The sequence below is a fragment of the Candidatus Eisenbacteria bacterium genome (genome assembly GCA_013140805.1).
GTDB lineage: Bacteria > Eisenbacteria > RBG-16-71-46 > RBG-16-71-46 > RBG-16-71-46 > JABFRW01.
Map to the genome: position 1 here is coordinate 1 of JABFRW010000077.1, position 13,126 is coordinate 13,126.

At 68.4% G+C, this 13,126-nt stretch carries 9 protein-coding genes and 1 pseudogene; 8 read left to right on the forward strand and 2 right to left on the reverse strand.

Features of this window, described 5'->3' with window-relative positions; genetic code table 11:
* Window positions 1-138: 138 nt before the first annotated feature.
* The 8 genes and pseudogenes from HOP12_06920 (at window position 139) to HOP12_06955 (ending at window position 10,442) form a co-directional block, all read left to right on the forward strand.
* Window positions 139-911 (forward strand): annotated as a pseudogene (locus tag HOP12_06920) (c-type cytochrome).
* Window positions 908-1,198: a hypothetical protein gene (locus HOP12_06925; GenBank protein NOT33886.1), complete on the forward strand. Its 291-nt coding sequence runs from the start codon at window positions 908-910 to the stop codon at window positions 1,196-1,198. Before HOP12_06920 ends, HOP12_06925 begins: the two are co-directional and overlap by 4 nt.
* A 181-nt stretch (window positions 1,199-1,379) precedes the next feature.
* Window positions 1,380-2,567, forward strand: coding sequence for an ATP-binding protein (locus HOP12_06930; GenBank protein ID NOT33887.1), 1,188 nt, complete (start codon window positions 1,380-1,382; stop codon window positions 2,565-2,567).
* 94 nt (window positions 2,568-2,661) lie between these two features.
* Window positions 2,662-3,873, forward strand: a complete 1,212-nt coding sequence (locus tag HOP12_06935) for a hypothetical protein (GenBank protein ID NOT33888.1) — start codon at window positions 2,662-2,664, stop codon at window positions 3,871-3,873.
* Window positions 3,870-6,008 carry an enoyl-CoA hydratase/isomerase family protein gene (locus tag HOP12_06940; protein NOT33889.1) on the forward strand — a complete coding sequence of 713 codons (2,139 nt, stop codon included), beginning with the start codon at window positions 3,870-3,872 and terminating at the stop codon, window positions 6,006-6,008. Before HOP12_06935 ends, HOP12_06940 begins: the two co-directional genes overlap by 4 nt.
* A gap of 49 nt (window positions 6,009-6,057) precedes the next feature.
* Window positions 6,058-6,891: a dienelactone hydrolase family protein gene (locus HOP12_06945; GenBank protein NOT33890.1), complete on the forward strand. Its 834-nt coding sequence runs from the start codon at window positions 6,058-6,060 to the stop codon at window positions 6,889-6,891.
* Window positions 6,892-7,010: 119 nt separating this feature from the next.
* Window positions 7,011-9,383: a hypothetical protein gene (locus HOP12_06950; protein ID NOT33891.1), complete on the forward strand. Its 2,373-nt coding sequence runs from the start codon at window positions 7,011-7,013 to the stop codon at window positions 9,381-9,383.
* Between the two features lie 93 nt (window positions 9,384-9,476).
* Complete coding sequence (locus HOP12_06955) at window positions 9,477-10,442, forward strand: cytochrome C (protein NOT33892.1); 966 nt, start codon at window positions 9,477-9,479, stop codon at window positions 10,440-10,442.
* Window positions 10,443-10,474: 32 nt separating this feature from the next.
* Here the strand turns inward: HOP12_06955 and HOP12_06960 are convergent, their stop codons facing one another.
* Together HOP12_06960 and HOP12_06965 are read right to left on the reverse strand one after the other, a co-directional pair.
* Window positions 10,475-12,292, reverse strand: coding sequence for a HAMP domain-containing protein (locus tag HOP12_06960; protein ID NOT33893.1), 1,818 nt, complete (start codon window positions 12,290-12,292; stop codon window positions 10,475-10,477).
* Between the two features lie 8 nt (window positions 12,293-12,300).
* Window positions 12,301-13,126: hypothetical protein (locus HOP12_06965; protein ID NOT33894.1), on the reverse strand; the 826-nt coding region annotated here is incomplete at its 5' end.

Here is a 13,126-nt window from a genome sequence, read left to right on the forward strand (position 1 = left end):
ACCGCGGTGAGCGAGCCGCTGCAGCCGCTCCCACCCGCCCCCGAGCTGGATCCGCGCCGCATTCAGCTCGGCCGCGATCTGTTCCACGACCCGGTGCTGTCGCGCGACACCACGATCTCGTGCGCGACGTGTCACGACCTGGGGCGCGGCGGCGTCGACGGGCTCGAGCGCTCGGTCGGAGTCGGAGGTGCGCTCGGCGGCGTCAACGCGCCGACGGTGCTCAACTCCTCGCTCAACTTCCGGCAGTTCTGGAACGGTCGTGCGGCCACGCTCGAGCAGCAGGTCGACGGTCCGACGCTGGCCCTCAAGGAGATGGCGCTCGACTGGCCCGAGATCCTGCGCAGCATCGAAGCGCACCGGACTTCGGGCGGCGCTTCCGCGCCGCATTTCGCGACGGCATCACCGCCGCGAACGTTTGCACCGCGATCGCGGACTTCGAGCGCACGCTGCTGACCCCGTCGCGCTTCGACCGATTCGCACGTGGCGATCGCACCGCGCTCAACTCGCTCGAGCGCGAAGGCTACGAGCTGTTCAAGAACTACGGATGCGCGAGCTGCCATCAGGGCGCGAACGTCGGCGGCAACATGTATCAGAAGTTCGGGGTGATGGCCGACTACTTCGCCGGGCGTGACGACCTCGACGAAGCCGACGCCGGACGCTTCACCGTCACCGGCGATTCGCTGGACCTGCATTCGTTCAAGGTGCCGAGCCTGCGCAGCGTGGCGCTCACCGCTCCCTACTTTCACGACGCCTCCGCCCCCACGCTGGCGGCGGCGATCGCGGTCATGGGTGAGTACCAGCTCGGACGCCAGCTCGAACCCGACGAGATTCTGCGTCTCATCGCGTTCCTGCAAACGCTCACCGGTGCGGTTCCGACCGCGGCGCTGCCGGCCGCGGACGCTCAACCGTGACGCGCGCGCTGTTCCGGCTGCTCGCGTTGCTCGGCGGCGTGCTGCTCGGACTGGTGGTGCTGGATCGCACTTTCGCGGTGGACTCGAACCTCTATCGGAGCGTGAGCGAGGACCTGGCGCGTCTCAGCACGCTGGATGCGCAGCTCGATCAGGATGTCCTGCGATCGCGACTGCACATCCTCGCCCACTACGATCCGCTGGTCGCGGCGGAGGTCGAGATCCGCGCGATTCACGAGCGGTTGCTCACGCCTCCGCCCTATCTGAGCGCCGCGGGCCGCGCCGGCTAGCTCGCACGCCTCGCGGAGCTGCGCACGGCCTTCCACGCCAAGACGCTCGAGATCGAGCGCTTCAAGTCGCGCAATTCGGCGCTCCGCAATTCACTCGCCTACCTGCCGAAGATCACGAGCGAGCAGGCCGTCGCACTTCGATCCGAAGGAGCTCCGGTGCGCCTGCAGCAGGCAGGTGCACATGCAGGCGCTGGTACGCGCCGGCAGCGAAGTCCACCGGACACTGTACGAGCTGCTCGCGATCCCGACCCGCGAACTCGAGCAGCGGCTCACCGCGATTCACGAGCATGCCTATGCGGAGGCGCTCGAGCGCTCGAGTCGCGTGCGCGTGGTGATCTCGGTGGTTGCGATCCTGCTGCTCGCGAGTGCGGCGCTCACGATGATCGAGTTGCAACGCACCTCGCACAAGGTGCGGGAACTGAACGCCACGCTCGAGCAACGCGTCAGTGATCGGACTCAGGCACTCGACGCAGTGAATCATCAGTTGCGCGTCGAGATGGAGGAGCGCGAACGGGTCGACGAGCAGCTGCGCCAGTCGCAAAAGCTCGAGGCGGTGGGTCGTCTCGCGGCCGGCGTCGCGCACGAGATCAATACCCCGATTCAATTCGTTGGCGACAGCGTGCACTTCCTGCGCTCGGCGACCGAGGATCTGACCGGACTGATTCGCAGGTATCAGGTGGTGACGAAGGGGTTCGAACCGGCGGGGGCCGATCCACCGGGGATGTCCGAGGTACGGGCGTGCGAAGACGAGATCGATCTCGAAGACCTGCTCGAACAGGTGCCACGCGCGGTCGATCGCTCGCAGGAAGGCCTCGGCCGGGTGGCGGAGATCGTGCGTTCGATGAAGCAGTTCGCACATCCCGATCATTCGCACCCCTCGAGCGTCGATCTGAACCGGTCGCTCAAGAGCACGCTGGTGGTGAGTCATGGCGAGTACAAGTTCGTCGCCGACGTCGTGACCGAGTTCGGCGAGCTGCCGCTGGTTTCCTGCTATGTGGGCGAGCTGAACCAGGTGTTCCTCAACATCATCGTGAACGCCGCTCACGCGATCGGCGACGTGGTCGGCTCGACCGGCGCGCGCGGGCGCATCACGGTGCGCACGCGGATCGATGGAGACGAGGTGGTGGTCGAGTTCTCGGACACCGGCGGCGGGATCCCGCCGGCGGTCGCGGCGCGCATCTTCGACCCGTTCTTCACCACCAAAGCGGTCGGACGCGGCACCGGGCAGGGTCTGGCGATCGCGCGCTCGATCGTGGTCTCCAAGCACGGCGGCGACATATCGTTCGAGACGGAACCGGGGATCGGCATCACGTTCTCGATCCGGCTGCCGCTGCTCTGCGCCGAGGAGCTGCCCGCCCGAGCGGCTTGATTTCGGCTTGCGCTGGCGTTCCGAGTGCAAGAAAGTGCCGGGCGGGTGCGCCGATCCGCGGCCGCCGGTACCGTCGAACCCCGGAATCCCCCTCATGAAGCGCGCCGTGTCGATGTTTCCTGACGCCCGCATCCCCTACGGCACCTGGGGCAGCAGCTTCTTTCCCGCGTGGCAGACGAGCCCGCTCGCCGAGGTCAACATCGGCCAGTTCGCGGGCGAATCGATGGCCCGCATTCTCGGGCTGCGCGGTGTGCCGAAGGCCGAACTCGAATACCTCATTCTCGGCTCGACGATCCCCTGGCACTGGAAGTTCTGGCAGGCCCCGATGGTGGCGAGCTGCATGGGCCAGCGGATCCCCGGCTTCCACATCGAACAGGCGTGCGCGACCGGCCTGCAAGCGGTGTGGCTCGCGGGCGCCGAGGTGCAGGGCGGCTCCAACCGCACGGTCGGCGTGCTGACGTTCGACCGCACCAGCGACTCACCGGTCGGCGTGTTCCCCGAACGTCGCGCGCATCAGCGCACCCAGGCGATCGCAGACGTGTGGGACAACTTCGGCTTCGACCCCGCGACGGGCCAGGCGATGATCACCGCGGCGGGACTCACCGCCCGCAAGTATCGACTCGATCGCCGCGAGGTCGACGAGGTGGCATTCGTGCGACACCAGCAGTACTTCGAGGCGCGCGAATCGGGGTTCCTCGATCGGGTGCTGGTGCCGCTCGATCTGCTGAACGTCGGCGGGCGCCCGATGGGACGCGTCGACTCCGACGTCGGCGTGCGCAAGATCACGCTCGAGACGCTGCGCGCCCAGCGCGAGCTCGACACCTGCGTGACGAGCGGCACCCAGACGCATGCGTCGGACGGCATGGCGTGCCTGCTGGTGACCGATGCCGCACAGGCGCGCAAGCTGTCGAAGCGCCCCGAGATCGAGATTCGATTCATCGCCAAGGCGGAGGCGCGCGCGCATCCGAGCCTGATGCCCGAGGCGCCGGCGCTCGCCGTACAGAAGCTGCTGTCCCGCGTCGGGTTCGGCATGGACGACGTGGCGGTGGCGAAGAACCACAACCCGTTCGCGGTCAACGACGTGGTGTTCTCGAAGGTGACCGGCTACGACTGGCATTTACTCAATCGCACCGGCTGCTCGCTGGTGTGGGGGCACCCGCAGGGGCCCACGCTCACCCGCGTCCTGATCGAAGCGCTCGAAGAAGCGGTGGATCTGGGCGGCGGACGAGTGCTGATCTTCGGCTGCGCGGCGGGCGACGTAGGCATCGCGGCCTTGTTCGAGGTTTCCGAAGGAGCCGCCTCATGACCCGCACGTCTCACTCCCCTTCGGCCGCGCCGGGAGCCATCGCGAGCGAAGTCCGCGCGATGCGCGGCTCGACGATCGAGACGCTCGGCCTCGGCAGCGTGCACGGCATCTTCTCGCGCGGCCGGCTGCCGGCGGATGCCGGCGCGCTGGTCGACCAGGTCTTCGGCGAGCGCCACCAGCGCGGTTCGTTCGTGGTGTCGGGCGCCAGCGGCATCGTCGGGGCCGGCAAGACGCTGCAGCTCGGCTCGCGGCTCGAACCCTTCGGCGTGCGCGCGGTGGCGCTCGACTTCGCGGGCGCCCCCGATGGACTGGGCCGACACTACCCGGGGCTCGTGCAGGCGTTCGGACGCGACGGCGCGGCGCGCATCATGAGCAACACCGTGCGGTTGAGCTACGACGGTCAGCGCCTGCCTGACGAACTGGCTTCGCTGCGACCGCGCTTCCTGCTCGAAGCCATCCCCGAGATCCTCGAGGTCAAGAAAGCGCACTACGCGGTGTTCCGAGCCGCGTTCCCAGGACTCGAGATTCGTTCCGTCACCTCGGGCTTCCCCAGCCGCGAGCTCGGTGTCGGGATCGCGCATCCCGCCTTCCCGCACGAGATCAACAAGGTGTGGGAGACCGTCGAGCCGACCCCTTCGGCCCTCACGCAGCTGTTCTGGGCGCTCGGCATGATTCCGGTGCCGGTCAGCGACCACTGGTCGTTCGTGCTCGACGTGCTGTTCTGCGGGATCACGCTGGCGGGGTTGCACGCCCATCGCGACACCAATCTCCCGTTCTGGAAGATCGACAAGCTGGCGCGTCGTCTGGTCGGTCCGAATCCGTTCCGTGCGCACGACGCGATCGGCTCGAAGGGCGCCGACTTCCTGACCTGGTCGTGCCTGCACCACCTGAGCGAACACTACGGCGCGCTGTTCACGCCCACCGCGGAACTCACCGAGCGCAAGGACACGGGGCAGGCCTGGTACCCGCCCGATCACTTCCGTCCGCTGGTCGACTGGACGCTGTCCGATGCCGAGCGCGAGGACTTCCGCGTTCGACTGCTGGGCCCGATCTTCCAGATGACGAGCCTGCTGTTGCACGAACGCCGTGCGCCGCTCGCCCACGTCAATGCGATCGGCGAGCTGTGCGCGCAGTTTCGCAGCGGACCGATCGCGATGCTGCGCGCCGCCGGCCCCGACGCCGCCCGGGCCACCGTCGAGGCGTGGCACCGGCTGCATCCGGAAGCGGCCGCGTCGGCGTGGCATCCGGAAGCGCTCGCGAGCATGGAGAGTGCGGAGTGGCAGCAGTTGTACGTGAATGCCGAGCATGACGGTCGGGTCGGCGTGGTTTCGCTGTCGCGCGAGAGCTACAGCTGGGACGTCGATCGCGAACTCGATCGAGCACTCGACTGGCTCAGCGCGGCCGGCATCCGCCGCGTGATCGTGAGCGGCGACTTCCACTTCTCGACTCAGATGGTCGGTGCCGACACCGCCGAGTTTTTCAGCGCACTCGAGCGGCTCGAGGACGGCCTCGCGATCACCAACGGCTGGTCGCGCACCGCGCGGCGGCTGTGGGACGAGTTCGAGGTCTCGGTCGCGTTCGTGAACGGTAAGCGCTGCCTGGGCGGCATGCTCGAAGCCGTGATGCACTGCCATCACGTGGTGGCGGTCGACGACGTACGCTTCGGATGGCCCGAGGTCACGCTCCCGGTGGTGCCCGGCATGGAGGCGTGCCACTGGCCGTTCCGCCGCACGACGCGCGAGCACTGGCCACGATTGCTGCACCTGCTGCTGTCCGGGGCGCCGATCAAGGCGAAGGACGCGGTCGGCTGGCTGATCGACGTGGCCGCTCCGATCGACGAGGCGATCGCCACCGCGTGGCGGCTCGCCAGTGCCGAGACGCCCGCGCCACGCCGCCCGCTCGAGCTCGGAGCCCTGAACGGCGTGCCGACCGATGTCGCCGAGCTTGAGGCCGCCGAGGGCCCGGCGATGGCCGCCGGTCGCGAGGCGATCGCACGTTGCGTCGCGCGTTCGTGCGCGGTCCCGGCCGCGGAAGCACTCGCGTTGCAAGCACAGCTGGCGGCTGAGTTCCTGGCATCGGCCGCGTGTCGCGAGGGCCGCGTCGGCGCCGAGGCGCAGCGGGTGATGCGAACCTAGTCATCGTTTTGGCCGCGCGGTCCCTCACTCACGATCTGCGGAGAACTCCATGCACTCCCGATTGATCCGCGCCTTCGTGGCACTCGCACTCGCCTCGATCATCTCTCCCGCGTTCGCGGCGGCGCCCGCGACATTTCCCCCCGGCGAAGCCGACGCGAAGGCGCGGCTCAACTCCACTCCCCGCCACGGCGAGTTCATCGAGGTACCCTCCGCCTCCGGACCGCGGCGCGCCTGGATTTCCTATCCGGAGCGCTCCGATCGTGCCGGCGTGGTGATCGTGATTCACGAGATCTTCGGACTCTCCGACTGGATCCGGTCGGTCGGCGATCAGCTTGCGGCCGACGGCTTCATCGCGGTGGTGCCCGACCTGCTGTCGGGGCTCGGACCCGGCGGCGGCGGCACCGATTCCTTTCCGACGCGCGACGACGTGGTGCGCGGCGTGCGCTCGCTGTCGGCGAGTGACGCCGACGCGCGACTCTCGAGCGTTCGTGCATGGGCGAATCGACTGCCGGCCGCCAACGGCAAGTGGGCGACCCTTGGGTTCTGCTGGGGCGGCGCGCGGAGCTTCGAGATGGCCGCCCAGGACACGGCGCCCGACGGCGCGGTCGTCTACTACGGGGCAGCCCCCGACAGCCTGACGCTCACCCGAGTCCGGGCGCCGATCCTCGGACACTTCGGCGCCGACGACGCGCGCGTGAATGGCACGTTGCCGCCCGCCCGGGTGATTCTCGCGGCGGCCGACCGATCGTTCGAGGTGCAGCTCCACGCCGGCGCCGGGCACGGCTTCCTGCGCCAGCAGGCCGATCGAGAAGGCGCCAATCTCAAGGCCGCGCGGGCCGCGTGGCCGAGCACGGTCAAGTTTCTGAGGCAGCGGCTGAAATAACGGTATTGGGCCGATAACTCGGCAAATCAGCGGCTCAATCCGGGCGCCCCGGCGGCCGATAACCGCAGGGTGAACTACCCCTCCCGCATCCACACTCAGCCGTACCCGGAGGCGCGCTCGTGACCCAGCCTGCCGGATCCCTTTCGGGGCGAGTGGTGTGGCTGCTCGGAATCGCCGTCGGCCTGGTGGTGATCCTGGGCGCGATCCACCTGCACATCCTGCTGGTGTTCTGCCTCGTGGTGTTCGCGGTCGCCGGGCTCATGACGGCGCTGCGCGAGATGGAACGCCGCAGTGAGCAGACCTCGAAAGAGCTCGAGCGCCTGCACGCGTTGCGCGAGTACAGTCTGGTGGCGCTGTTCGAGCTCTCGCACGAGTTCGACGTCTCGATGGAAGAGCATCAGATGGGCACGCTCACGCTCACCAGCATCATGGGACACTCGGGGATCGTCGGCGCATGTCTGTGGCTGCGACGACCCGGTGACGAGACGGGGCTCCAGCTGGTCGCCCGCAAGGGCCTCAAGGAAGACCGCCTCGAGGCGTTCGCCGCCGAACTCCAACTGCTCTCGATGGACGCTCGAGTCCTGCGCGAAGGCATCTTCCTGGATCGACCCGAGTCGCTGCCGGCACGCCCCGAATTCGTGAAGCGCGCCACGCTCGCCGGCGTGCGCGGCGTCATGCCGCTGATGGCGGGCGGCGAGCTGATCGGCTTCACCGGTCTTGGTCGGCGCGCCAGCAACACCGACTTCAGCAGCTTCGATCTCGAAGTGGTCCGCACCATGCTCAGCATGCTGGGCCGCGCGGTCGAGAACGGTCGACTCTACTCGCGTCAGCAACAGCACAACGAGGAGCTGGCGAGCGTCAACCGCGAGCTGCAACAGACCAACGAGAGCTTGCGCGAGGCCTCGCGCCTCAAGGCCGAGTTCCTCGCCAACATCTCGCACGAGCTGCGCACGCCGCTCACCGGCGTGCTCGGGTTCCTCGATCTGCTGCGCGGCGACACGCCGACCTCGCGCGAGCAGCAGCTCAACTTCGTCTCGCGCGCGCGGGCCTGCGGTGCACGCCTGCTCCACCTCATCAACGACTTGCTCGACTACGCCCAGGCCGAGGCCGGGCGGCTCGAAATGGAAAAGCGCGCAGTACCGGCGCGCAGCGTGCTCGAGGACCTGCGTCGCGCGATCGAAGCGCGCGCGGCCGAGAGCAAGCTCGAGCTGAGGGTGGACCTCGCCGGCGCCGACGCGCTGCGTGTGTGGGCTGATGGCGCGCGTCTGCATCAGGCGCTCTGTCATGTGGCCGAGAATGCCATCAAGTTCACCCCGCAGGGCTCAGTCACCATCCGGGTGCGCAACGACCTGCACTCGGGCCAGTGCACGTTCGAGGTGGTCGACACCGGCGTCGGCATCGCTCCCGAGATCCGTCAGGCGGTGGTTCAACCCTTCGTCCAGGGGGACGGGAGCTCGACCCGCGTTCACGGCGGCACCGGACTCGGTCTCGCGCTGACCGTCATGCTGGTCGAACAGATGGGCGGCCGCATCGCCATCGACACGCCCTCCGAACACCCGGGCACGCGGGTGCTCGTTTCGCTGCCGCTCGCGGATGAGGCCGGTGAGACCGCCGCCGAAGCAGTCATCGAAGCGACCTCGATCGGCCGCATCGAGGGTCCGCTCGGAGCTCCGCTGGTACTGGTGGTCGAGGATCGTGAGCCGCTGCGTGCCTACCTGCGCGACTTCCTGCACAGCAGCGGCTACCGCACCGTCGACGCCGACACGGCGGAGTCGGGGTGTCTGGTCGCACGCCGCCTGCGCCCTTCGGTGATCGTTTCCGACTACGCTCTCGAAGCCGCTCCGCGTGCCTCGGTGCGGACCGGCTACGACATGGCGCGGCGGCTGGGACTCGACGAGGCCACGCGCTCGATCCCGATCCTGTTCCTGACCGGATTCTCGAACGACCTGAAGCAGCAGCTCGATTCGAATCCCGAGCCGCGCCGCCGCTTCCACACGCTCGACAAGCCGGTCGATGAGGACGCGGTGCTCGAAGTGCTGTCGCAGTGGCTGCCGAACGGCGGAGAGGTGCGCACGCTGCTGATCGACTCGGTCGAGTTCACCGCCGCGCGCATCCAGCACGCGCTCCCCGCCGAGCGATTCCATTTCGAGTCGGCGCTCACCGCCAAGCAGGCGGTCTCGATGCTGCGCAATCAACCGCGCGCCTTCGACCTGATTCTCGCGAGCCCCGGCGCGTTCGACGGGACCGAAGGCACCGACATGGCGAAGCTGTTGCAGGAGGTCGCCCCGCCCGAGGTGTTCTTCATGCTGCTCGGTGACTCCGCCGTCGGCTCGACCGATTCACCGTGGCCGGCCGAGGAGTCACGCCTGATCGGCTGCGTGCTGCGTGACGACGAAGACTTCGCCCGCCAGCTCGAGTCGCTGCTGGACGTCGCCCGTGCCCAGCGCGGCGCGAACGAGGCCGAGCCGAACGCGGAGTCGGAAGCCGCCTGAGTCGCAGCGCCCGCGTGCGAATTCCGCTTGGCACCCTCCCCGGCTCCGATTATCGTCGCGGCGTCCAGCGTCGAACTCACGGAGGGCCACCCGGTGCTGCGAAGAATCCTGCTGACGCTCGTCATGTTGCTGGTGGTCGCGGTCGCCGCGGCCGCGGTGTTCGTCGCCTCACGTCAGAATCAGAAGTTCGATCCGCCCTACCCCCAGGTCACCGCGTCCGGCGACTCGAGCGTCATCGAGCGGGGTCGCTACGTGGTGCGCGATGTCGTGAATTGCGCGAGCTGTCACGGTGACACCACGCAACTCGCCGCACGGATGAGCGGCGCCGACGTGCCGATGAGCGGCGGATTCAAGTGGAACATTCCGCCCGGCACGATCTACGCCCGCAACATCACCGCCGATCCGGCGACCGGGCTCGGCGACGTGTCGGACGCGGCGATTGCGCGCGCGCTTCGCAGCGGCGTCGGGCACGATGGGCGCGCACTGCTTCCATTCATGGAGCTGCAGGGACTCTCGGACGAGGATCTGGTCGCCGTGGTGTCGTACTTGCGCACTCAGGCCGCGATCCCGAATCCGGTGCCGGCGCACCAATTCAACCTGCTCGGCAAGGTCCTGCGAGCGACGGTGCTCGCGAATCCGGTCGGACCACGCGAAACACCGCCCGTGACCTCACCGCGTGGCGCAACGCTCGAGAACGGTCGCTATCTGACCGAGTCGGTCGCGCTGTGCTGGGCGTGCCACACGCAGCGCAGTGCCGCGACCGGCGAGCTGACCGGACCGCGCTTCGGCGGCGCGACCGAGTTCATCGAGGCCGGTGTCTCGTGGTCGCCTCCGAACATCACGAGCGATCCCGAGACCGGACGCATCGGAGCGCTGAGCGAGGACGAGTTCGTGGCACGCTTCCGGGCCGGGCGGCTGATACCGGACTCGCCGATGCCATGGCAAGGCTACGCGCGAATGAGCGAGGACGACCTGCGCGCGATCTATCGCTACCTCAAGTCGGTACCGGCCGTGAAGCGAGACGTCGGTTCGCCGATTGCGGCGCCGAAGCCGTCGTAGCCCGCGTCCACCCTGTGCGAGTGGCCTGACGCTTACGCCGCCTTCATCCCTTCGTCGAGCCCCGGTCGCAGCGGCAGTCGGATCACGAACGTCGCACCCGCCCCGACCTCGCTCTCGACCGCGATCTCGCCACCGTGGTCCTTCACGATGCCGAAGCTCACCGACAGACCGAGCCCGGTACCCTTGCCGGTCGGCTTGGTCGAGAAGAACGGCTCGAAGATGCGTTCGCGATTCTCGCGCGGGATGCCGGGACCGTCGTCGGTGACCCGGATCTCCAGATAGTCGTTGTCGGCGCGTCGGGTCTGGACCCGGACCGTCCCGCCCGCTTCGCCCATCGCCTGCTGAGCGTTCATCATCAGATTGATGAGCACCTGCTGGAGCTGATTCGAATTGCCCATGATGCGTGGCACCTCGGTGCCGAGCACGGATTCGATCTCGACCCCGTTCATCTTGAGCTGGTGCCCCACGATCTCGACGGCGTCGACCACCGCCTGGTTCGGATCGATGCTCTCGAACAGGGCCTTCTCCTGACGCGCAAAGCGCAGCAGGCTCTCGAGAATCGTCTTGCAGCGACGCGTCTCCTTCTCGATCAGCTCGATGTTGCGGCGCAACGGGCCGTTCTCCTCGGTGAGCCGCAGCGAGAGCTGCGCGCACGCGAGGATGCCGGCGAGCGGATTCTTGACCTCGTGCGCGATGCCGGCGCCGAGCTGGCCGAATGCGGCCAGCTTCTCCGACTGGACGAGCTGTTGCTGCGCGGCGGCGAGCCGTTCCTCGCGCGCGCGCAGCTCGTGCGCCATCTCGTTGAACGCGTTGGCGAGCGTTCCAATCTCGTCGCCGGTCCGCACCAGGACCTGGGTGTCGAACTCGCCGCGTCCGATCTGGCGTGCGGCATTCGAGAGCTGCTCGAGCGGGCGCGTGATGCGCTCGGCGCCCCACACCCCGAGCAGCGTGGCGATCACGAGCAGCAGCGCCGCGACCGCGATGAGTCGATTGAGCAGTTCGCGCACCGCGAGGAACTCGGCACTTCGCGGGAGTTCCGCGACCGCGACCAGTCCGCCGATCGAGACCTCCGCCAGTCCGCCGATCCACTCGCGGCGCCCCGAGACGTAGTCGAGCGTCATGTTCGAGCTCTTGCTCGCGCGCAGAAGCCCGATCTGTCGCGCCATCGAAAGCGAGGCGGTGCCGCCGTCCTGCGGTGCGGCACGCCGCACCAGCGGCAGCCCTTCGTTGGTCCACAGCGAGAGCTCCATCAATCGCGAGCGCTGCAGGATGCGTTCGAGATCGCGTCCATCCAGGAATGCCACCAGCACCAGCGGTGACTTGCGCGCGCTCGCGGACTGAGCGACCGCCATCACCAGCAGCGGCTCCCGCCCGGCATTCTGCAGCGTGCCGACGAACGCCTGCCCGTCGCGCACCCGCTCGACCGGCACCGCCACCTCCCGCCACGCCGCCTCGAACGCCTCGGGCGTCCAGCCGCGCTGCGAGAGCCCGTCGAGGTGATCGGCGGCCGCCACCAGTCGCTCGCCCTCCATGAGTCGTGCCGCCACCACCACGCGCAGATCTCGGAAGAACCCCTGCAGCAGGTCCTCGCGCTCCTTGACGGGCAGGTCGGACCGCTCCAGGAGTCGCGTGAGTCCCCGCAGTCGATCCTGATACGAGATCAGGACCGTGCGCGCCTGATCGGCGGTCGAGATCGAGACCATCGAGACCACGTCGGTGATGTAGGTCCGTTTGTCCTGATGGAACAGGTTCGCCATCGTGAACGTAATCGCGCCGACCGCGCCGGTCACGATCACGAGCACCGTGATCAGGATCTTGAGACGCAACGGCATTCGCTTCCGCAGCTTCATGGGGGGCCTCATGGCGCTTCCACCTTGGCCGTGACGTGCAGGGTCCGATAGGCGACGTTCCCCACTTCGTCGAGGGCTTCGACGACGATCATGTTGACACCGGTTTCGAGCACCACGTCGCGCTCGAACGAACCATCGATTCCGACCGCGACGCGCTCACCGGACACCCGCACCTGCGTGCCGGGCTCCGAGGATCCGCGAACCCGGAACTGGCGCGCCATCACGGCGCCGTTCGGCTGCAGCACTTCGAGTCGCGGTGGTGTCGCGTCGGCGCGCAGCTCGAAGTCGGCCGCCACGCTGTAGGCACTTTCGGCCTCGCGCGCGATCGCGCTGACGCGCCAGTGATAGGCACCGCGCGGCAGATTGGGGTAGCGCAGTCGCGTGTCGTTCAGCACCGCCTCGTAGATCAGCTCGCGAAAGCCCCAGTCGCGTGCGATCTCGATCCGATAGCCGCGCGCGCCGGGCACCGGTTCCCAGGCGAAGCTCACGTCGTCGCGCGAGCGTCGAGTGGTCATCACGATTCCGTCGCCGGGCGACTGAAGTGTCGGCGAGGGCGGCAGCGGCTGAGGGGCTGACAGCGCTCCGATCGAATCCGACACGACGTACTGCCCTTCGCGCACCGTCACCGAACCGGACGCGTTCCGCACTTGCGCGGAACCGTCGAGCACCTGAACCGTCGCACGACCGCGCGAGCGCGCGGAGACCCGCACCTCGGCGGGGCCGTCGTTCGAACGGATCCGAGCGCCCTCTCGGGTCTCGAGCTGCCAGGCCGGCTCGCCCGCACGGGCCGGTCCGAGGCGGGCACGCGCATCGCCTTCGAGCACCACCGCGACG

Excerpts from the sequence above, each read along its gene's own strand:
- HOP12_06960 (NOT33893.1), bottom strand. The coding sequence starts at position 12,292 with ATGAAGCTGCGGAAGCGAATGCCGTTGCGTCTCAAGATCCTGATCACG.
- HOP12_06945 (NOT33890.1), top strand. The coding sequence starts at position 6,058 with ATGCACTCCCGATTGATCCGCGCCTTCGTGGCACTCGCACTCGCCTCG.
- HOP12_06935 (NOT33888.1), top strand. The coding sequence starts at position 2,662 with ATGAAGCGCGCCGTGTCGATGTTTCCTGACGCCCGCATCCCCTACGGC.
- HOP12_06930 (NOT33887.1), top strand. The coding sequence starts at position 1,380 with ATGCAGGCGCTGGTACGCGCCGGCAGCGAAGTCCACCGGACACTGTAC.
- HOP12_06940 (NOT33889.1), top strand. The coding sequence starts at position 3,870 with ATGACCCGCACGTCTCACTCCCCTTCGGCCGCGCCGGGAGCCATCGCG.